Source organism: Alloalcanivorax sp. C16-2 (assembly GCF_046507615.1).
Classification (GTDB): domain Bacteria; phylum Pseudomonadota; class Gammaproteobacteria; order Pseudomonadales; family Alcanivoracaceae; genus Alloalcanivorax; species Alloalcanivorax marinus_A.
Genome location: NZ_JBKFTL010000001.1, coordinates 211,933 through 232,040, shown reverse-complemented (window position 1 = coordinate 232,040; position 20,108 = coordinate 211,933). Strand labels below are relative to the sequence as shown.

At 67.3% G+C, this 20,108-nt stretch carries 16 protein-coding genes; 5 read left to right on the top strand and 11 right to left on the bottom strand.

The genetic code is table 11. The annotated features are described in order from the left end of the window. Nucleotides 1-96: 96 nt before the first annotated feature. Complete coding sequence (locus tag ACLD02_RS01115) at nucleotides 97-789, top strand: TetR/AcrR family transcriptional regulator (RefSeq protein ID WP_203104328.1); 693 nt, start codon at nucleotides 97-99, stop codon at nucleotides 787-789. Continuing rightward, on the top strand, nucleotides 786-2,114 hold the full coding sequence (locus ACLD02_RS01110; RefSeq protein WP_410297723.1) for a hypothetical protein: 1,329 nt from the start codon (nucleotides 786-788) through the stop codon (nucleotides 2,112-2,114). The genes ACLD02_RS01115 and ACLD02_RS01110 overlap by 4 nt, the downstream gene beginning before the upstream one ends. Here the strand turns inward: ACLD02_RS01110 and ACLD02_RS01105 are convergent. Continuing rightward, on the bottom strand, nucleotides 2,095-3,108 hold the full coding sequence (locus tag ACLD02_RS01105) for a YheT family hydrolase (RefSeq protein ID WP_203104334.1): 1,014 nt from the start codon (nucleotides 3,106-3,108) through the stop codon (nucleotides 2,095-2,097). The genes ACLD02_RS01110 and ACLD02_RS01105 overlap by 20 nt on opposite strands. Before the next feature lie 87 nt (nucleotides 3,109-3,195). On the opposite strand from ACLD02_RS01105, the gene ACLD02_RS01100 reads away from it, so the two are divergent. Together ACLD02_RS01100 and ACLD02_RS01095 are read left to right on the top strand one after the other, a co-directional pair. Next, on the top strand, nucleotides 3,196-3,918 hold the full coding sequence (locus ACLD02_RS01100) for a 16S rRNA (uracil(1498)-N(3))-methyltransferase (protein ID WP_203104337.1): 723 nt from the start codon (nucleotides 3,196-3,198) through the stop codon (nucleotides 3,916-3,918). 189 nt (nucleotides 3,919-4,107) lie between these two features. Beyond that, the gene (locus ACLD02_RS01095; protein WP_256244381.1) at nucleotides 4,108-5,817 is read left to right on the top strand and encodes an amidase family protein; all 1,710 of its coding nucleotides are present in this window, start codon (nucleotides 4,108-4,110) and stop codon (nucleotides 5,815-5,817) included. A 36-nt stretch (nucleotides 5,818-5,853) separates the two neighbouring features. Here the strand turns inward: ACLD02_RS01095 and gloA are convergent, their stop codons facing one another. The 4 genes from gloA to ACLD02_RS01075 form a co-directional block, all read right to left on the bottom strand. Continuing rightward, nucleotides 5,854-6,402 (bottom strand): lactoylglutathione lyase, encoded by a 549-nt coding sequence (gene gloA / locus ACLD02_RS01090; protein ID WP_194298109.1) that lies wholly within the window; start codon nucleotides 6,400-6,402, stop codon nucleotides 5,854-5,856. A gap of 72 nt (nucleotides 6,403-6,474) precedes the next feature. Next, nucleotides 6,475-7,434, bottom strand: a complete 960-nt coding sequence (locus ACLD02_RS01085; RefSeq protein WP_410297722.1) for an SPFH domain-containing protein — start codon at nucleotides 7,432-7,434, stop codon at nucleotides 6,475-6,477. A gap of 20 nt (nucleotides 7,435-7,454) precedes the next feature. Further along, the gene (locus tag ACLD02_RS01080; protein ID WP_203104350.1) at nucleotides 7,455-7,901 is read right to left on the bottom strand and encodes an NfeD family protein; all 447 of its coding nucleotides are present in this window, start codon (nucleotides 7,899-7,901) and stop codon (nucleotides 7,455-7,457) included. A 77-nt stretch (nucleotides 7,902-7,978) separates the two neighbouring features. Next, the gene (locus ACLD02_RS01075) at nucleotides 7,979-8,464 is read right to left on the bottom strand and encodes a peptidylprolyl isomerase (RefSeq protein WP_203104353.1); all 486 of its coding nucleotides are present in this window, start codon (nucleotides 8,462-8,464) and stop codon (nucleotides 7,979-7,981) included. 108 nt (nucleotides 8,465-8,572) lie between these two features. Between ACLD02_RS01075 and ACLD02_RS01070 the strand changes: the two genes are divergently transcribed. Next, nucleotides 8,573-9,478, top strand: coding sequence for a cation diffusion facilitator family transporter (locus tag ACLD02_RS01070; RefSeq protein ID WP_203104356.1), 906 nt, complete (start codon nucleotides 8,573-8,575; stop codon nucleotides 9,476-9,478). Between the two features lie 9 nt (nucleotides 9,479-9,487). Here ACLD02_RS01070 and ACLD02_RS01065 read toward each other — a convergent pair whose 3' ends face one another. The 6 genes from ACLD02_RS01065 to ACLD02_RS01040 all read right to left on the bottom strand — a co-directional run bounded on the left by ACLD02_RS01065 (nucleotide 9,488) and on the right by ACLD02_RS01040 (nucleotide 20,103). Continuing rightward, nucleotides 9,488-10,033 carry a cytochrome b gene (locus ACLD02_RS01065; RefSeq protein WP_203104359.1) on the bottom strand — a complete coding sequence of 182 codons (546 nt, stop codon included), beginning with the start codon at nucleotides 10,031-10,033 and terminating at the stop codon, nucleotides 9,488-9,490. A gap of 68 nt (nucleotides 10,034-10,101) precedes the next feature. After that, complete coding sequence (locus ACLD02_RS01060; protein WP_203104362.1) at nucleotides 10,102-11,091, bottom strand: lysophospholipid acyltransferase family protein; 990 nt, start codon at nucleotides 11,089-11,091, stop codon at nucleotides 10,102-10,104. Beyond that, nucleotides 11,088-12,101, bottom strand: coding sequence for an MBL fold metallo-hydrolase (locus ACLD02_RS01055; RefSeq protein ID WP_410297721.1), 1,014 nt, complete (start codon nucleotides 12,099-12,101; stop codon nucleotides 11,088-11,090). Before ACLD02_RS01055 ends, ACLD02_RS01060 begins: the two co-directional genes overlap by 4 nt. Next, nucleotides 12,098-12,553 carry a chemotaxis protein CheW gene (locus tag ACLD02_RS01050; protein WP_203104368.1) on the bottom strand — a complete coding sequence of 152 codons (456 nt, stop codon included), beginning with the start codon at nucleotides 12,551-12,553 and terminating at the stop codon, nucleotides 12,098-12,100. The genes ACLD02_RS01055 and ACLD02_RS01050 overlap by 4 nt, the downstream gene beginning before the upstream one ends. 33 nt (nucleotides 12,554-12,586) lie before the next feature. Beyond that, nucleotides 12,587-13,612: a chemotaxis protein CheB gene (locus ACLD02_RS01045; RefSeq protein WP_410297720.1), complete on the bottom strand. Its 1,026-nt coding sequence runs from the start codon at nucleotides 13,610-13,612 to the stop codon at nucleotides 12,587-12,589. Next, on the bottom strand, nucleotides 13,612-20,103 hold the full coding sequence (locus ACLD02_RS01040; RefSeq protein WP_410297719.1) for an Hpt domain-containing protein: 6,492 nt from the start codon (nucleotides 20,101-20,103) through the stop codon (nucleotides 13,612-13,614). Before ACLD02_RS01040 ends, ACLD02_RS01045 begins: the two co-directional genes overlap by 1 nt. Nucleotides 20,104-20,108: the final 5 nt, after the last annotated feature.

Here is a 20,108-nt window from a genome sequence, read left to right as displayed (position 1 = left end):
GACCTGACCTGATTTTTAGAGTAATTACTCTAGAGGTCAACACGGTGTGTCCGAAATCCGGTTCGCCGCCCTGCTCCATGCCCTGATTGGCCCGTTATGACCGACACGAAAACCCGCATCCTGGATGCCGCCCTGGCCCTGTTCAACCGGTTCGGTGAGCGCAACGTCACCACCAACCACATCGCCGGCGAGCTGGGCATCAGCCCGGGCAATCTCTACTATCATTACCGCAACAAGGCGGCCATCGTCTCGGCCTTGTTCGACCGTTATCGGGAGCACCTGCTCACCCTGTTGACGGTGCCCGAGGGCCCGCTCACCTGGGAAGACAAGATGGGCTATTTCGAGGGCATCCTGGCGTCCATGTGGGAGGGTCGTTTCCTGCATCGGGACCTGGCGCATTTCCTTCATCAGGACCCGGTGCTGCGTGATCGCTACAAGGTGTTCGTGGAGGACAGCCTGGCGCGCGGGCTTGGCATCTATCAGCGGCTGCGCGACAGCGGCCTGATCGAGGCCAGCGACGAGGAATTGCGGGCGCTGCTGGTCAACACCTGGGTGCTGGCGGCCTCCTGGCCGGGTTTTACCCATGGCCTGAACCCGGAAATATCCGGCGACGAGACCCTGGACCGGGGCCTGTTGCGCCAGGGCATCTACCAGATTATTTGCCTGGAGGCGCCCTACCTGCGAGGGGAGGCTCTGGATCACCTGGACGCCATGAAGCGCGAGTACCGCCTGGATGAAACCGCCCTGGACCGGCTGTTTGGCGCCGTCGGCCAGGTGCGCTCGGAGTGAGCAGCGCGGACGATAGAAGCCTGGTCTGGGTACTGCGTTCGCTGTTCGCCTGGCTGGCGCTGGTGGCCGGTGTGCTGCTGCCACTGCCCGGCGCCGACGCGGTGGCGGCCTTGGCGGTCACCATCGCCATGCTGCTGGGCTGGCGGGACCTGCGCCCGGTGGCGCGCATGCTGCTGGTACTGATGATGCTGGCGGCGCTGGTCGCGGCGGTGCTGGAGCCCCAGGCCCTGGGCAAGGGCGTGCGCAACATGGCGATCCTGATCGGGCTGATTATTTCGGTGATTCTTTTGTCGGCGGTGTTGAGCCGCTCCCGGGATCTGGCGCGGTTGTCCTCCAGCCTGTTCGGTGGCCGCTCGCTGACCCGCTATTACAGCCTGACCTTTGGCACCGCCTTTCTGTCGATTCCGCTCAACTTCGGCGCCGTGGGCGTGGTCGCCGCCCTGGTCGCCGACCGTATCAACAGCCGAGGTCATTCGGCGCGCACCCGCAACGCCGCCCGTGCCACGCTGCGCGGCTTCGCCGCCGCCCCGCTGTGTTCGCCACTGTCGATCTCGGTGGCGGTGGTGCTGACTTTCCTGCCCGGCCTGAAGGGTTGGCAACTGATCGGCATGGGGCTGCCGGTGGCGGTGCTGTTCCTGCTCGCCGGGGCCTTCTTCCGGGAACCGGAAAGCGGTGAATCGGCGCCGGAGGAAGGTACCGCCGGGGCCGGGCCCTGGCTGCGCTTCACCGGGCTGATCGCGGTGATCTGCGCCGGCACACTGGCGCTCAGCGCCGGTGCCGGGTTGAGCTATCCGCGGGCGGTGACGCTGAGCTGTCTGTCGGTGGTGGTGCTGGGGCTGGCCTGGGGCGCCTGGCGCGGCGAACGGCCCGCCCCGCCGTCGCTGGCGCCGGCCTCCAACGAGCTGGTGATCGTCGGCGCTTCCGCCTTTCTTGGTGCCCTGGTCAGCGCCCTGGCGGAGCATCATCTCGGCAGCGGTCTGACATTGCCCGGTTGGGGCTACCCGCTGGCGGCGCTGCTGGTGCCCTGGGTGTTCTACGCCGTCGGCATGATGGGCTTCAATCCGATTCTTACCGGCACCCTGGTGGGCGCCCTGCTCGGCCCGATCTGGCCGCCCCAGGCGATCCAGGCGTTGGGGTTGTCCATGGTGTGCGGTTGGGCGATGACCGGGGTGAGCACGCCCTACGCCGCCAACGTGTTGCTGCTGGAGCGCTTCACCGGTTACCCGGCCTGGCGCACCGCGGTGATCTGGAACCGGGCCCTGGCGATCATGGTGATGCTGGCCGGAGGACTGCTGGCGGCGTTGCTTACCCTGTTGCTGATGTGAGCGGTGCGTCGGCGAAGCCGGCGGCGAACGCCACCAGCCGTTTCTCCAGCCAGTATTCAGGCGCCGTCGGCGTGCCCGCCACGAAGCCCACATGACCGCCCTGGCGGCTCAGCTCCAGGGTCACGCCGGGGCCCAGGTCGCCCTGGCCGGGCAATACCGCCCGGGTCATGAAGGGGTCGTCCTCGGCCTGGATCATCAGGGTGGGCGTGCGGATCGCCGGCAGGCGCGGGCCGGCGGAGCATTCCGCGTAATAGTGCGCGGCGTCGCGGAAGCCGTACAGCGGTGCGATCACCTGGCCGTCGAATTGCCAGAATGAGCGAATGCCATCGAGGTCCAGAGCCGCGAGCCGGCGTGCCTGGTCCGGCGCCACGGTCTCCAGGTGACGATGCTGGCGGCGCAGGGTGGTGAGCAGTTGGCTGATCAGGTGGCGCCGGTACATCCGCGACAGGCCCCGATCCATGCGGTCCGCGCAGGTGGCCAGGCCAAGCGGCGAGCACACCGCCACGGCGGCGCTGAGGGCGCCGTTGTCCGCCCGCGCCAGCCAGTTAAGCAGGCGACTGCCGCCCAGGGAGACGCCCACCGCCACCAGCGGGCCGCGATCGTCGGCGGCGCGCAGATGGCGAAACACCGCGTCCAGATCGTCGATTTCACCGGCATGGTAAGACAAGGCGGTGTCGTTGGGCGCGGCGGCGCCCCGGGAGTTGATCGCCACCGAGGCGATGCCCGCCGCCGCCAGCCGTGCCTGGGTGCCGCGCACATAGTGGGAATCGCTGTTGCCGGACAGCCCGTGCAGCAGCGCTACCCGCGGTGCCCCGGGGCGCGGATCGGGCCCGGCCCAGTCCAGCAACAGATGGTCGCCGTCGGCCAGGGGCAGCGTTTCGCGCCGTCGCTCCAGGCCATCGGCGCGCCGGCACAGCGGCCCCCAAAGCGTTTGCAGGTGTGGTGAACGCAACCACCACGGCGCGCGGAACGGCGCCTCCACGATTTCAGCCATCGACGGCTCTCCCCCGGAGCATGGAATCCAGGCCGGCTATGGTAGCCTTTAGCGCCGATATCGTCCGCTCCGTATCAGAGGAATTCCATGAGCCGCCGTTTCTTCGACGACCAACCGTTCACCCAGGATCAGCCCGTGGCGCTGGGCGCCGGCCCCAGCCATCACATCGGCAAGGTGCTGCGTATGAATCCGGGTGATGAACTGACACTGTTCAACGGCGAGGGTGGCGAATGGTCGGCGGTGCTGGAAAGCGTTGGCAAGAAGAGCGTGATCGCAAGGCCGCTGGCATTCCATGAGCTGGACCGGAGTGCGCCGCTGCCGGTGACCCTGGGGCTGCCGCTGATCAAGGGTGACCGCATGGACTATGCCCTGCAGAAAGCCACCGAACTGGGGGTGGCGGCGATCCGGGTGCTGGATACCGAGCGCACCGAGGTGCGGCTCAAGGGGGAGCGCGCCGCGAAGAAGACGGACCACTGGCGACAGGTGGTGATCAGCGCCTGCGAACAATGCGGTCTCAACCGGCCGCCGCTGGTGGACGGCCCGTTGCCGTTCAAGGATTTTCTGGCCGGAGCCCGGGGGCTGGCGCTGATCGCGCATCCCGGGGAGGCGCCGCTGGCCGCGAGCGCGTTGCGCGAGGCCGAGGCGGTGACCCTGCTGACCGGTCCGGAAGGCGGCTTTTCCGATCCGGAACTGGAAGCCGCCCGGGCCGCCGGATTCCTGCCATTTGCACTGGGCGAGCGGGTACTACGGGCGGAAACCGCGCCGGTGGCGTTGTTGGCGTCTCTGTGGGCGGGACGATCCCTGATCTGAAATGCCTGCTGCTGGTGCGTGCCGCGCGCTATTTGGCGTCGTGCCCGGCTGTCTCGTGGTCAGTAAATAATCTTATCTTTTTTGTATAACTCCCTGCCCTGCCTGATTTTTTCTCCGGTGGCATGTTTCTTGATCCCTTTTTCCGGCGCGCGCATTTGGTCGCGTTTTCCTGATGCTGGAGAAATTCCAATGTTGAATGCGAAAGTTTGGCTTGCCCCGGCACTGCTGGGGGTGATGTTGGCGGGCTGTGGGGGCTCCGACAGTGACGACGACGACAGCACCGGAGACCCGGTCGGCGAGGCCGAATCCTTTAACTATGTGGAAGGCACCATCGCCCAGGCCCGCGCGGCCCTGCAGGCCGGTGACCTGACCTGCGAGGACATGGTCCAGGGCTACCTGGACCGGATCGAGGCGTACGACCGCCAGGGCCCGAGCCTGCAGAGCGTGATCGCGGTGAACCCCAGCGCCCTGGACGAGGCGCGGGATCTGGACAGCCGCTACGCGGCGGAGGGTTTCCAGGGGCCGCTGCATTGCGTCACGGTGCTGCTCAAGGACAACTTCGATACCGTCGACATGCCCACCACCGCCGGTGGCCTGGCGCTGGAAACCAGCCAGCCGCCGGATGATGCCTTCAGTGTTGCCCGACTGCGCGACGCCGGCGCCATCATCATCGGCAAGGCCAACCTGGACGAGTACGCGTTCGGGTTCCGCGGCAGCAGCTCCGTGGGCGGCCAGGTGCGCAACGCCTATGATCCCACCAAGGGCCCGGGCGGTTCCTCGTCCGGCACCGGTTCTTCCATCGCCGCCAGTTTCGCCATGGTCGGCACCGGCTCCGACACCGGCGGCTCGATCCGCGTGCCGTCCAGCCTGCACGGCCTGGTGGGTATCCGCCCGAGTCTGCGGCTGATCAGCCAGGACGGCATCGTGCCGCTGGCGCACTGGCAGGATACCGGCGGCCCCATGTGCCGTACCGTGGAGGACTGCGCCCTGACCCTGAGCGCCATGGTCGGCTACGACCCGGGGGCGTTTTCCGGCCAGCGCTTCCGCTTCGATCACGACGCGGATCTGATGACCAGCCCGTTCGAGTACCAGCTCGCCACCCTGGCGCCGTCCAGCTACACCAAGTACCTGGACGGCGATGCCCTGAGCGGCGCGCGCATTGGCGTGGTGCGGGATCTGTTCGGTGACGGCCAGGGCGAGAACGCGGAGGTGCAGCGGGTCATCGAGGCGGCCCTGGAGCGCATGCGCGCCGCCGGCGCCACCGTGGAGGACGTGACCATCCCCGATCTGTCCACCATTCTCAGTGACTATCGCAGCGTGTCCCGCTATGAGTTCAAGACCAACCTCACCGAGTACCTGGCGTCCTGGCCGTCCACCACCGACGGTCACCCGCGCTCCTTCGAGGAGGTCTATCAGAGCGGTGGCTACGAGAGCCGCAACGCCGGCACCTTCGCCTTCTACGACAGCGCCGGCACGGACCTGGAAAACAACGCGGACTATCTGAAGAACATCAACGAGCGTCCCGACTATGTGCGCCAGCGTTTCCTGGCCGCCCTGGAGAACATCGACGCCAGTGGCCGCCCCGCCGGTGAACCCTTTGACGTGCTGCTGTACCCGTCGGTGCTGAGTCTGGCCCCGGATGTGGGCGGTTCGCCGAGCGCCGGCAGCAACAACCGGCTCAGCCCTTTCTCCGGCTTCCCGGCGCTGACCATGCCGGCGGGCATGGCGGACACCGACCCGGCGCTGCCGGTGGGCATGGAAATGCTCGCCCGGGAATTCGACGAGGGCACCCTGATCAAGCTGGCCTACGCCTATCAGGAGCTGGCGGAACCCCGCCAGGCGCCCACCTTCACGCCGGAACTCGAGGAACAACCGGCGCCGGTGGCGCTGATCGACTGATCCCGTCGGTGGATCGTTTCCGGGCGGTGTCGGCGTTCAGCCGGCGCCGCCCTGTTTTTCCAGCATGTCGGCCTGGAGGATCTCGATCCAGTAGCCGTCCGGGTCCTTGATGAAGGCCAGGCCCTTCATGCGGCCATCGTCCGGTTTTTTCACGAATTCCACGTCCAGTTTTTCGAACCGCTCGGCGGCGGCGTAGACGTCCGGCACGGTGATGCCGATGTGGCCGAAGCCCTGGGGTTCGTCATTGCCGTTGTGATAACGGAAAGCCGGGTCGTTCTCGGTGCCCCAGTTGTGGGTCAGCTCCAGCATCGCCTCGCGGCTGAAGGTATAGGTAAGACGCTTGGCGTCGTCACCGGGCACCTCGGTGGCTTCGGTGTCGTTGAGATAAGTGAGGAAGTAGAGCGTGAATTCCGCTTCCGGAAAATCCAGCTTGCGGATCAGCCGCATGCCCAGCACCCGGGTGTAGAAATCCAGGCTGGCCGCCGGATCCTTGATGCGCAACATGGTCTGGTTGAACAGGTAGGACTGGGTCTCGCGGTCCGGCTTGTCGCACAGGCCGGGCGCGGTTTCGAAATGGCGGGGCATGATCGGGGTCCTGTCAGCGCTAGGGGAACCGAAAGAATGGCACCCCGGGCGCTGATTTCAAGGTCCGCCCACTCAGGGCTGGGTGGCGTCGATCTTCTTGAGCACTTTCTGCAGGCCGGCCACGGTGCCGCCCACGTCGCTGAGGTTGGACGGCAGCAGCAGGGTGGTGGATTCCTTGGCCAGTTTCTCGAAGGCCGAAACATACTGTTCGGCGATGCGCAGGCTCACCGCTTCCTCGCCGCCTTCCGCCTTCACCGCGCCGGCCACGTGGCGCAGGCCCTCGGCGGTGGCGTTGGCGATCAACTGGATCTGCTCGGCGCGGCCCTGGGCCTCGTTGATCTGCTTGAGCTTCTCACCTTCGGAGATATTGATCATCTCCTGCTTCTCACCCTCGGAACGGTTGATCGCCGCCTGACGGTCACCCTCGGAGCGGTTGATGGCGGCCTGGCGGTCGCCCTCGGATTCCGCCACCACGGCGCGGCGTTCCCGCTCGGCGCGCACCTGCTTCTCCATGGCGTCCTTGATCGAGGCCGGCAGGTTGATGTCCGCCACCTCATAACGCAGCACCTTGACGCCCCAGGGCTGGGCCGCCTCGTCCACGGCGCGCACCACTTCCATATTGATCTCGGCGCGTTCCTCGAAGGTCTTGTCCAGATCGATCTTACCGATCACCGAGCGCAGGGTGGTCTGGGCCAGTTGCTGGGCGGCCAGCACATAGTCGTCCACGCCGTAGCTGGCGGCCTTGGCGTCGATCACCTGCAGGTACATCACGCCGTCGATGGACACCTCGATGTTGTCCTTGGTGATACAGCTCTGGCGCGGCACGTCACGGACGATTTCCTTGAGCGAGTGCCGGTAGGCGACCCGGTCGATGAACGGCATCAGCACGTGCATGCCGGCTTCCAGGGAAGTGCGGTACTTGCCCAGCCGCTCGACCACGAAGATCTGCCGCTGCGGCACGATGCGCACGGTCATGAACAGCAGAATGATCACGCCGAGGGCGAGCAAAGCGGGAATGATGAGTCCCATCATGATATCGGTTCCTTAGAAAGTCAGTCCTTGGAGGCCCAGGGGGCCACGGTCAGCCACAGGCCTTCATGGCGAAGAATGCGAACCATCTGGCCGTCGCTCAGGGGGTGGGTGGATTGTGCCTGCCACAGGGCGCCGCGATAGCGCACCGTGCCGATGCCATCCTCGAAGGCGCCCTCCACGGTGGCCCGGGCACCCACCAGCCCGGCACTGTCGTCGCTGCTGGCGCCGTGGGTCTCGCGGCCGAACAGCCGCTCGCGCAGGTAGCGGCGCGCCACCACCAGCAGCACCAGGCTGAACACCGCGAACAGGGTGATCTCCCAGACCAGGCTGTCGATCAAGCCCAGCCAGGCCAGCGCTCCCACCAGGAGCGCGGCCAGGCCGAGAAAGATGGTCACGAGGCCGGAGACGGCGAACTCCGCGATCACCAACACCAACCCCAGAATGATCCAATAACTGTATTCCGGCATGCGCCCCTCCCTCCTGGTGGCGATACGTTAGCACGGTGGCCGGCGCCGGTCCGTGCCACGGTTCATGATCGGTGGCTTCAGTGCTGGTGGCCACCGGGCCCGTGGGCATGGCCATGGGCTTTTTCCTCGTCGCTGGCGTCGCGTACGTCGATGACGCGCATCTCGAAGCGCAGCGGCAGGCCGGCGAGCGGATGGTTGGCGTCCACATCCACGGTTTTGAGGCCCACCTTGATCACGGTGACCCGGCGCGGGCCCTGCTCGGTACGCACTTCCACTACCTTGCCGGGGCGCAGTTTGCCGGCGTGTTTGAGGTATTTGGCGGAGAGTCGCTGGCGCAGCGATTCATCGCGGCGCCCGTAGGCTTGCTCGGGCGTCAGCGTCACGCTTACCGCGTCGCCCTCGTCCTTGCCGGCCAGAGCCTCTTCCAGGCCGCGCAGGATGTTGCCGTGGCCGTGCAGGTAGGACAGCGGCTGATCCGCCGGGCTGTGTTCCAGTTCCAGGTCGTGGTCGGCGTCGAACAGGGTGTAGTGCAGGCTGACCACCTTGTCTTTCTCGATCGGCATATTCAGGTTCTCCAGACGAAGCGGTGATTCTGCGGCGCCCGGGCGGGGCTGGCAAGGTGGCGTCGGGGCGGGCATGCTGCGCCATGTCATGAATATCGGGAGGCGCCCATGTCCGGGTCCAGAAAGGTGGTGATCGCGGCGATGGCCGGCAACATGCTGATCGCCGTCACCAAGTTCGTCGCGGCGGTGATCACCGGCAGTTCCGCCATGCTCTCCGAGGGTATCCACTCGCTGGTGGACACCGGCAATGGTGTTTTGTTGTTGCATGGCATGAAGCGGGCGAAGACGCCGGCCAACGAGCGGTTCCCCTTCGGCCACGGCAAGGAGGTGTATTTCTGGGCGTTCGCGGTGGCGATCCTGATCTTCGCCCTGGGCGCCGGCATTTCCCTCTACGAAGGCGTGGTGCACCTGATGCACCCGGAGCCGATCAGCAATCCGATCATCAACTACGTGGTATTGGGGCTGGCCATGGTGTTCGAAGGCACCGCCTGGAGCATCGCCCTGAAGGAGTTTCGCCGCACCAAGGGCGACCGGGGCTACGTGGAGGCGATCAGCCATGGCAAGGACCCGACCACCTTCGTGGTGTTGTTCGAGGACTCCGCCGCCATGCTGGGTCTGGTGGTGGCGCTGTTGGGCGTGTTGCTCAGCCAGCTCACCGGCGCGTTCTGGTTCGACGGCCTGGCTTCCATCCTGATTGGCCTGATTCTCGCCGGCACGGCCTGCTGGCTGGCCTATGAAACCAAAGGCCTGCTGATCGGCGAGGCGGCCAACCCCCGGGTGGTGGCCGGCATCCGCCGGGCGGCGCTGTCCATGCCCAGCGTGGACGCGGTCAACGAAGTGCTGACCATGCACATGGGCCCGGATTTCATTCTGGTGAACATCAGCGTCACCTTCTCGCCGTCCCTGGGCACGCGCCGCCTGGAAACCGTCATCGCCGAACTGGACCGCACCCTGAAAGCCCAGGACCCGCGCATCAAGCGGGTGTTCGTGGAGGCGGAATCGCCGGCGTCCTGAGCCGCCGGGTCACCGTGAGCGACGGCCCGGCAGCATGCGCTTGAGGGTGGCGTCCCGGTCCACCCAGTGATGCCAGAGGGCGCCGGCCACGTGCAGCACGATCAGCGCCAGAAGGGCGTTCCAGAGCCATTCCTTGTGCAGGTCTTCCAGGCGCTCGGCCAGGGCCGTGTTGGCGGGCAGCCAGGCCGGGATCGCCAGGCCGGCGGGCAGCGGCGTGCTCTTGCCGTCCAGCTGGCGCATCAGCAGGCCGGTGACCGGCATCGCCAGCACCGCCAGATACAGCAGGCCGTGCACCGCCGTGGCCAGCCGTTGTTGCAGGCGGTCGCCCAGGGGCGCCGGCGGGCGGTGGCCGGCCCGCCACACCAGGCGGATGATCATCACCGCCAGGGCCGAGGCGCCCAGGGTGAAGTGGGCGATGATCCAGTAATCCCGCCAGGGGTTGCCCCGGGGCACCAGCTCGTGCAGCTCCACGCTGGCCCAGACCGCCAGCAATAGAAAGGCGATCAGCCAGTGCAGCGTCTTGGCCGTGTTGGTCCAGGTGTTGGTTGTGTCCATGGTTCCCCGATCCCGTTGTTGGTTCCCGGCCAGTATCGCCGGCCAGGCTTAACGGAAGCTGAGCGGGATCAGGGGCGCGGGGGATTTTTCGGCGCCAGGCCCAGGGCCTCGCGGCTTTCGCCGCGCGCCGCCCGGCGCAGCAGGGACAGGGAGTGGCGGTACCAGGTACGGCGGCCGCCGGGTTCCCATTTGAACCGTTTGTAGGTCCACTGGTACTGCGGCAGGTTGCGGCGGATGCAGGTTTCCAGGGAGCGGTTGAGGGTGGTGAGCACGCAGGTCTCGCCCTCGGCGTTCTCCAGTTCCGTGGCCGGTTCGAAGTGCACGCGCACGTCGCGCACGCCGCCTTCTCCCCGGTAGCAGGAGACGATGAAGATGCGCGGTCGGTAGCGGCGCACCAGCTTGTCCACCAGGGCCGGGGTGGGCACCGGGTGGCCGAAGAAGGGAATGAAGGGATTGCTGCGGTTGCCCGGGTTGTGGTCCGCCAGCAGCGCCAGGGTGCCGTTGCCGCGCAGGGTGGCCAGGCCTTCCTTGACGCCCTGGCTATTGGTGGGCACCAGCCGGCAGCCGGTGCGCTCGCGGGCTTTCTTGACCAGGGCGTCCACCAGGGTGGCCGGGTGCGGCTGGTACATCACCGTGGTGTTGCCCTGGCGGCCCAGATACAGGTTGATGGTTTCCCAGCTGCCCTGGTGCAGGGACAGCAGCAGCACCGGCCGTTCCTCGGCGCAGGCATCCAGATAGGCCCGTTCGCCATGAATTTCGGTGATCCGCGCCAGGGTCTGCTCCACCGGGCGTTGCCAGACATGGGCGAACTCGCAAAACGAGCGGCCCAGTTCCCGCAGGCTCTGGCGACCGATGCGGCGCGCCTCCGGCAGGCTCAGCGTCGGCTGGGTGGCGAGCAGATTGATCAGCACGGTGCGGTAGGCGCTGGCGTAGCGCAGCGGTATCCGCGTGATCAGATCGCCCAGCAGTGCGCCCAGCCCGGCCGCGATCGGCAGCGGCAGCCAGGCGACGAAGCGCATCAGCCAGCGAAGCCGTTGTCCGCGCGTATGGGCGCTCATTCGGTGGCATCCTCCAGTTCCCCGTTTCGGAGCGCCAGGGTATCGCCGTGGCCGGGTACGCGAAAAGCCTTGTCCGCCACGCCCTGGCGCCGCCGGGCCTCCGCCAGGGCCCGGGGTGGTTCGTCCAGCGGCTCGTCGGTGAGCACGAAGGTGCCCCAGTGCATGGCCAGGGAGCGGTGCGCCTGAAGGTCCCGGTGGATGCGCACCGCTTCGTCCGGGTTGATGTGCACCGGAGACATGAACCAGCGTGGCTGGTAGGCGCCGATCGGCAGCAGGGCCACGTCCACCGGGCCGAGCACCTGACGGATCTCCTCGAACACCGGTGCGTAACCGGTGTCGCCGGCGAAGAACAGGCGGAAACCGGGCCAGTCCAGACGCCAGCCGCACCACAGGGTGCGGTTGCGGTCGCCGGCGGCGCGGCCGCTGAAATGCTGAGCGGGTACGCAGAACGCATCGAATTCCGGATCGCGGTGGTGCTGCCACCAGCCCAGCTCCACCACCTGGTGGATGCCACGCCGGCGTAGCCAGGCGCCCACGCCGCTGGGCGCGAACCAGCGCAGGCGATCGCCAAAACGCCGATTCAGGGCTCGTACCGATTCCCGATCCAGATGGTCGTAATGGTTGTGCGATACCAGCACGGCATGGATGTCGGGCAGTTCGTCGATGCCCAGGGCCGGTGGCACGGTGCGTTTCGGGCCGGCGAAGGACAATGGTGAGCAGCGTTCCGAGAACACCGGGTCGGTGAGCAGGTTCCAGCCCTGGTATTGCACCAGATAGGTGGCATGGCCGATCCAGGTGAAGCGGGGCTCCGCCGCCGGGCTGTTGAGCAGCACCGGGTCCGGGCGGCGCACGGGGAAGTCGAGCCGGGCCGGAAAGCGTCCCCGGGTTTCTCGCTGCCAGCGCAGGAATTCACGCAGGCCATGGTGCGGTGTGGGGTGGCGGTTGAGGTAACGGCGCCCGTCGTGAAGGCGCTGCGCCGCCAGGTGTTCCAGGCGAGCCCAGTCGATCATGAATGCAGGCCGGCCACCGCCCGTTCCACCGCGTCCAGGTCCGGAATCACCGCCAGATCGCCGCCGACCTGGACGTACATGGATTCCGCCGGGCCGGTGTCGCCGGGCTCTTCCACCGGGTCGCCCTTGTCCACCCGCAGCAGGCGGGGAATGCCCTGTACCACCACGGCGTAGAAACGCGCCTGGCCGGCCACCGTGTTGATCACCGCGATGCGTGCCTCGGTGCCGATGGTTACCTGGCCGGACTCGTTGAGCTTTTCGAAGGACACCAGCGGCACTTCCTGCTCGCGCCAGTTGAGCCAGCCGAGCAGCCATTCCGGGCCGTGGCCGGGCCGGTCGGGCTGGCGCAGGGGAATGACCTCCGCCACCACGATGTTGGGAATCAGCCAGGGGCGACCCTTCATGGGGATCAGCAAGCTCGGAATGTCGTCGGGAATCTGCGCGTCGGACATGGCGACTCTTATCCTCGGTTTTTGTCGGGCCGGTCAGGCGGCGGGGCCGGTCGCCACCTGCCGGCGCACCTGGTCCACCAGTTGCCGGGCCAGTTGCTCCGGCGTGCCGTTATAGGCGACGCAGCCGGTTTCACGCACCGCGTCCGGTTGGCTGCTCACCGCGCAGCTTTCCGCGGTTTGTGCCCACACCCGGGTGCCGCCGGCGGCCAGTCGGGGCGCGGCGATGGCGCCATCGTTGCCCATTCCGGAGAACAGGATGGCGCCGTCACAGTGGCCGAAGCCGTGGGCCACATTATGCAACACCTGGTCGATACAAGGGGCATAGGGGCCTTCCCAGCCCTGGCCGCTGCGGCGCACGGTGCCGTTGGCGTCGAATTCGATGCTCTGGTCCACCGGCGCCACCAGCAGGTGGCCATGGGCCAGCCGGCTGCCGTCGCCGGCCACCCGACAGCTCACCTGGCTGTCACGGCACAGCACCTGACAGAGTGTATCGAGAAAACCGCCATCGATATGTTGCGCGAGTATGAACGCCACCGGAAGGTGTGGCGGCAGGCAGTCGAGAAACTGCTTTACCGCCGCCGGGCCGCCCAGGCTGGCCCCCAATACCCAGACCCGCTCGGCGCCGTTGCGTTCCCCGTCGGGCAGCGCCTGGAATTCCCGGGGCTCCGGAATCGGCGTCGGGGACGGCATCCGTGGCAGGGTTTCCAGCCGTTCCTCCACGGCCGGAGCGCCGATGTAATCCACCAGCTTGGTGACCAGGCGCCGCTCCCAGCGCGGATAGTGCTCGGCGGTGCGCGCCGGCGCCTGGCCGTCACAGAACAGCAGAGGCGCGGCGGCCCGCTCCAGCAGATGATCCAGGAAGGGCTGCCAGCGATCCTCCCGGGACAGGTCCACCACCCAGAGGTCCAGGGCGTCTTCCATCAGCCAGCGGGCTTCCAGGTGCTCGGGGTCGGTGTTGACCACCACCCGGTAACCCTGGCCCTTGATGGCGCCGGCCAGCAGGTGACCCTGCAGGGTGTCGTCGGCGATCACGCCGACCCGGCCCGCCGCGGCGGCCATCAGGCGTCGATCTCCCCGGTTTCGCCGAGCAGTTCACGCAGGGTGGCGAGCAGTTCGTTTTCCTGGAACGGCTTGCCCATGTAGGCGTTCACGCCGATGTCGAAGGCTCGCTCACGGTGTTTGTCGCCGGTGCGCGAGGTGATCATGATGATCGGCACCGTCCTGAGGCGGTCGTCGTGGCGCATATGGGTCGCCACCTCGAAGCCGTCCATGCGCGGCATCTCGATATCCAGCAGCAGCGCGTCCGGGGTTTTCTCTTCCAGGGCGGCGATGGCGTCGATGCCGTCCTTCGCCGTCACCACCTCGAAACCACTGCGCTCCAGCAGGCGGCTGGTGACCTTGCGCACGGTCACCGAGTCGTCCACCACCATCACCAGTGGCGCGGCGCGGGTTTCGTCGCCGGCCTCCTCCGCGACCGGCTCGTGGTCCGCCGTCTCCGGAGCCCGTTCCGGCAGAGCTTTCTGTTGTGCCTGGGCGGCGCGGATCAGTGAGTGGATGTCGAGAATGATCACCACGGCCCCGTCGCCGAGAATGGTGGCGCCGCTGATGCCGGCCACGCTGGCCAGTTGCGGGCCCACCGATTTCACCACCACTTCCCGGGAGCCGATCAGGGTGTCCACCACCAGGGCGACGCTGTGATCGGCGCTGCGGATCAGCAGCACCGGCAGCGGCTGGGTCTGGTTTTCCAGGTTGGGGGCGCGGGTGTCGTGAACGAAACGACCCAGGTAATTCAGGTCGTAGGCCTGGCCGGCGTAGTGATAGGCCGGTGCCTCGCCGTCGTCGGAGTGTTCCAGGTAGTCGCTGAGTTCATAGGGGCTGACGCGCACGATGCCTTCGATCTGGCTGAGCGGGATGGCATAGGCGTCCTCGCCGACGCGCACCATCAGCGCCCGGTTCATGGCCAGGGTGAAAGGCAGTCGTACCAGGAAGCGGGTGCCCTTGCCGGGCCTGGAGTCGATCAGCACCGAGCCGCCCAGTTGTTTGATTTCGCTGGCCACCACGTCCATGCCCACGCCACGACCGGACACCTGGGTTACCTGGCTGGCGGTGGAAAAACCGGCGTGGAAGATGAACTGCTGGATCTCGTGGTCCGGGAGCTGGGCGTCCTCGTTCATCAGCCCCCGTTCGATGGCTTTGCGGCGCACCGCCTCGGTGTCGATGCCACGGCCGTCGTCGGCCAGGGTGAGTACCACCTCGCCGCCTTCCCGGGCCAGCTCCAGGCTGATGTGGCCGCCCTCTTCCTTGCCGGCTTCGCGGCGCCGCTCCGGCAGCTCGATGCCATGGTCCACGGCGTTGCGCAGCATGTGTTCGAGGGGCGCGACCACCCGTTCCATCAGGGTGCGGTCCAGCTCCCCTTCCGGGTTGAGCACATCGAAAGTGACCCGTTTGCCCAGCTCGCCGGAAATCTGCCGCACGATGCGTCGCAGGCGCGGCACCAGCCGGGAAAACGGCACCATGCGGGTGCGCATCAGTTTTTCCTGCAGGTCGGTGTTGACCCTTTGCTGCTGCAACAGCAGGGTTTCCGTGTCGCGGGTGCGGTCGAGCAGGGTGTTCTTCAAGTCCAGCAGGTCCGAGGCGGATTCAGACAGCTGCTTGGTGATCTGGTGCAGCTCGGAATACTGGTCCATTTCCAGGGGATCGAACTTGTCGTCGAATTCGCCCCGGTCCACGCCTTTTTGGTAGTTGGAGAGAATCTGCGCCTCGGTTTCCACGTCCAGACGGCGCAGCTGTTCGTAAAGCCGGGTCACGGTGGCGCTCATCTCCGCCACGTTGAAGCCGAATTCGCTGATGCTTTGTTCCACCCGGCTGCGGTTGATGGAGGTCTCCCCGGCCAGATTCACCAGCGCCTCGAGCACGTCGGCGCCCACCCGTACCATTTCCTGGGGTTGGGCCTGGGGCCGACGCTCTTCCCGGCGTGGCTGGGTGTCGGCCGGGTCTCCGCTTTCCACCGTGGCCGGCGGGCCGGCTGGCGCCGGGCGCCGGGCCAGCGCTTCGCGCAGGCCGGCGAGGCGCTGGGTGATGGCATCGAAGTGCGCCAGCATCGCCTCGAAATCATTTTCTTCCGGGTCGCGGCGCTGGCTTTCCAGGCGCGTGATCAGGCTTTCCAGGCGATGACTTTCCTCACCCAGGTCATTGAGGCCGGCCAGGCGTGCACCGCCCTTGAGGGTATGCAGGGCGCGCTTGAGATCATCGCTGAAATCGCGGCTCTCGGGGTGATCGCGCCAGGCGGTGAGGCAGCCGTCGATGATCTCCGCCAGTTCCTCGGATTCCTCCAGGAAGACATCCAGGATCTCGCCGTCCACTTCCTCCGGCAGCATGTCCGTGGGCGTGGGTGCCGGCTCGGCGGGGACGCTGGTATCGGCGGTTTCGGCGGTGGCCGCCGGCGCCGGAGGCAGCTCGAAGGTGTCCGGGTCGCGCAGATAGTCGTACAGCGCCTGAATCAGTGTTTCCGCCGGGCTCAGTGGTCGCCCGGCGGTCACCGCCTCCACCATTTCCGCCAACCGGTCATGGCAGCGGTGCAACAGATCGAACAGCGGCGCCCGCGCCGCCACTCGCTCCAGGCCGAGGGCCTCGTAGAGCGTTTCCAGTTCGTGGCCCAGGTCCCCGAGCTCGGGGATTTCCGCCATCCGCGCGCCACCCTTGAGAGTGTGCAGGTCGCGCTGCAGGGCTTGCAGCTCCAGGGCGTTGTCCGGCTCGGCGATCCAGGTGTCCAGGCTGTGGCCGGCGGATTCCAGGATGTCGTTGGCTTCTTCCAGGAAGATGGCCACCAGTTCCGGGTCTCGCTCCGTGACGGTGGACGCCGGCTCTTGCGGCGCCGGTGCTGGTTCCGGCGGAGTCGTCTCGACCGCCGGCGCGGTAGCGGCCCGGGCCAGAGCCGCCTCCACGTCGGGGGCGGGGGCCGGGGCGCGACCCTGACGCAGCGCCTCGATCATGTCGGCGAGCCGGTCATGGGCACGGTGCAGCACATCGAACAGGGAGGGGGGCGGCGTGCCCCGGTCCGGCGCGCCGGCGACTTCGTAGAGGTTTTCCAGCTCATGGGCCAGGTCGGCCACGGCGGTCACGGCGGCCATGCGGGCGCCACCCTTGAGGGTGTGCAGATCACGCTGCAGGGCCAGCCGGCTTTCCGCTTCACCTTGCTCCCAGGTGGCCAGGTGTTCGCTGGCGGACAGCAGCAGATCTTCCGCTTCTTCCAGAAACAGGGCGGTGAGTTCCGGGTCCAGGTCGGCGCGCGGGCCGTCGCCGGGGCCTCCTGGTCCAGGGGTTTCCGCCAGGTCACGGAGAGCGTCCACCAGGCCCAGCTCGGCGCGCACGGTCTGCCCGGCGGCCAGGCAGTCCATCATGTTCATCAGCGCTTCGTGGCCTTCCCGGGCCAGTTCCAGCAGCCGATCGCTGAAACCGAGGCGGCCCTGGTTGACCTCGGAGTAGACATTGGCCAGCGCCCGGGCCAGACCGTGGATTTCATCCAGGCCGGCGGTGTCGGCGCTGTTGGCGAGCAACTCCAGTTCATCGCGCAGGCGGGCCAGCTCGTCGGTGTGGCCCGGGTCCAGTACCCATTGTTCGAGCAGCTTGTCGGTATCGATGATCAGGTCCATGCCTTCGGACAGGAACACGGACAGGATATGCGGATCGGTGCCTTCGCTGTCTTCGTTGAGCGCTTCGCGGGCGTTCACCAGCCGGGTAATGAGCGGCGCCGCTTCGGGCAGGGTCACCGGCCCCCCGCTCAGGTTGGCGAGGCCCCGCTGCAGCAGCTCGTGGGTCTCGCGGATCAGGGTGACCAGTTCATCGTCAGCGCGCCGGCCTCCATTGATCAGCTCCTTGACCAGTTTTTCCGCCGGTTCCGCCAGTTCCGCCACGGCGTTGATCTCGGCCATGCGGGCGCTGCCCTTCAGGGTGTGCAGGGCGCGATGCACCTGGTCGTCCACCGCGTGCTCGGACAAGTGCGGGTCCAGGGAATCCAGCCATTGGCGCACCAGCGCCAGGTTGCGTTCCGCCTCGCTGCGGAAAATATCCAGCAGCACCGGGTCGACGCTGTTGTCCGGCGCGCCGTCGTCGCTGGCCGGCGCCGGCGGCAGTTCGAACTCCAGGCCGTCCAGATCGGAAAGCGGGTCGTGTTCCTTCGCCTCCGGGGTGGCCGGCTCGTAGGCGCTCAGGGTGATTTCCTCGGCGTCCTGGTCGCCGTCGTCATACGCGGGCGCGGCGTTCACCGCCGGTTCGACCGTTGGCGCGGCGGGGTCGGCGTCCACTTGGGGCACCGCGTCCAGCTTGCCGCCTTCGGCCAGGGTGAAGGCGGCTTTCTCCAGGGGGGCCACATCGAAGGGGGGCGGTTGGTGTTTCGCGAACGCCTCGACCAGGGCCGGGATCAGGCCGTGCACGGTGCGCACCAGTTCGATCAGAGTGGCATCCGGCTGGATGCTGCGGTCAATCACCCGGTTCATCATATTCTCGATGGACCAGGCCAGTTCTCCCACCGTGGTGGCGCCGACCATGCGACCGGAGCCCTTGAGGGTGTGGAAGGCGCGGCGGAACTCCACCAGCGCGGTTTCGTCGCCGGTGTTGGCGGCCCAGCGCGGGAAGTACTGGTCCAGATCCTCAAGCACCTCGCCGGCTTCCTCGACGAAGATTTCGATGATTTCATCGTCGATCAGATCGTCGTCGTCTTCCGGTTCCGGGGTGGGCTCGGCCAGGGCCGGGGTTTCGTTGTCCGGTTCCGGTTCCGGTTCCGGTTCCGGGACCGGCGCCCCGGCGGCTTCATCCGCGGCGTCGTCGAGGGTGTCCCCGGTGTCGTCGAGCGGCTCTTCGGTCCGCGCCGTTTCCGGCAACGGGTAGCCCAGATCGCCGACGCTGGCCCGGGCCAGATCGAGAATGTCGTCGCGGGTTTCCGGGTCGTCGCTGAGACGCTCCAGGTAGTACTCCACGGAGGTGATGGCGTCGGCCAGGGTATCCATGCTGCGCCAGTCCGGGGTTGCCTCGCCGGACATCAGGCGCTCCTCCACGAAGCGCACGCACTGGCGCAGGATGTCCGCCGGTCGGTTCAACTGCACCACTTCCAGCCCCCCGCGCACGGCGTTGAGCCGCTCCGGTACCGGCCGCAGGTGGGTCCGGTCCCATTGCGAGGCGATGAACTCGACGATGCCGTCCTTCGCCTCTTCCAGGCCGGCGCGGCATTCGCGCAGCACCGCGTCCATGGCCTGGCCCACGTGGCTGGGCAGGGCATCGCCGCCGAGCGGCGCCGGGCGCCGGGAATCACCGCCGATGCCGGCCAGGGTCGCTTCCACGTAAAGCAGGGCTCCGGCCACGTCCATCAGGGTATCGCGCTCCGGGGGCCGGCGCCCGGTGACGATCTTCTCCATGACCTTGAGCTGCTCTTCCACCAGGGCGCGGGGCTGGCCCAGGCCGAGCATCGCCACGGTGTCGGAGACCTGCTTGAGGCGGATGGTTTGCGGCTCCAGGCTGGTGGGGTCGGAGTCACCTTCGTGGACGAAGCGCTCCAGGGCGTCCTTCACCTCGGTGATTTCCTCGGAGAGGGCGCTTACCACCGAGCTCATGGCCACCGCGTCCGGGCCGCTCATGCGTTCCCGTTCGGCGTTGACCAGATCGTCGGAGGGCAGTGCCTCGTCGAGGCGGAAGCCGGCGCGCACTTCGCGGATGCGTGGGCTGTCGTGTTCCGCCTTGGCGATGTAGTAGAGCAGGTTCTTGAGCAGCTCCGGCGGCGCCGGCTGTTCCAGGCTGTCGGCACCGTCGGCGGCCAGTTCACGCAGGGTGCGGTCGACCTGGCCGAGAATCTGCTTCACCGAGGAGCCAAGGCTGATCACCTGTTCCTGCAGGCCCTCGGCGAGAGCGTCGGCGATGCGCCACAGCGGCGCCCGGGCGGCGTCGCCCGTGACCTGCTCGAGCTTGGCGAACACCTTGCGCATATAGCCCAGGTTGCGTGCGGTGTCGTCGTTGCGCATCAGGCCCACCAGGGAGAGCTGGAACATCTGGCGTATCTTGCGCGTCAGTTGCGCGAAGCGCGGATCGGCGCGCACCGCCTCGGGCACCCGGCCCTGGCTTTCGGCCTCGCGCATGTCCGGCTTGAACAGGGCGGTCTCGGACAGCAGTGCTTCGCCGCGGGCGGCGCGCAGATCATTGAGCAGCGGCAGCAGCACCACCGGCAGGTCGCGACGATTGCTGGCCACCCGGTCCAGGTAGGGCGGCAGCTGCAGGATGGCGCGCATCAGGGTTTCCTGACCGTCGCTCACATTGCCCACGCGACGGTCCACCAGGGCGCGGGCCAGTTTTTCCATTTCCTCGGCGAGCAGAGCGGCGCCATAAAATTCCACCATCTGCAGGGTGCCGTACACCTGGTGCAGATGGGTTTGGCAAAAGCGCATGCGCGTGGAGTCATTGGGATTCTCCACGAAGGCTTCCAGGGCCTGCTGGGCCTGGTTCAGGGTTTCCTGGATCTCCCCGCGAACCCAGTCCAGTGCCAGATAGTCGTGACGGTCGCTCATGACGT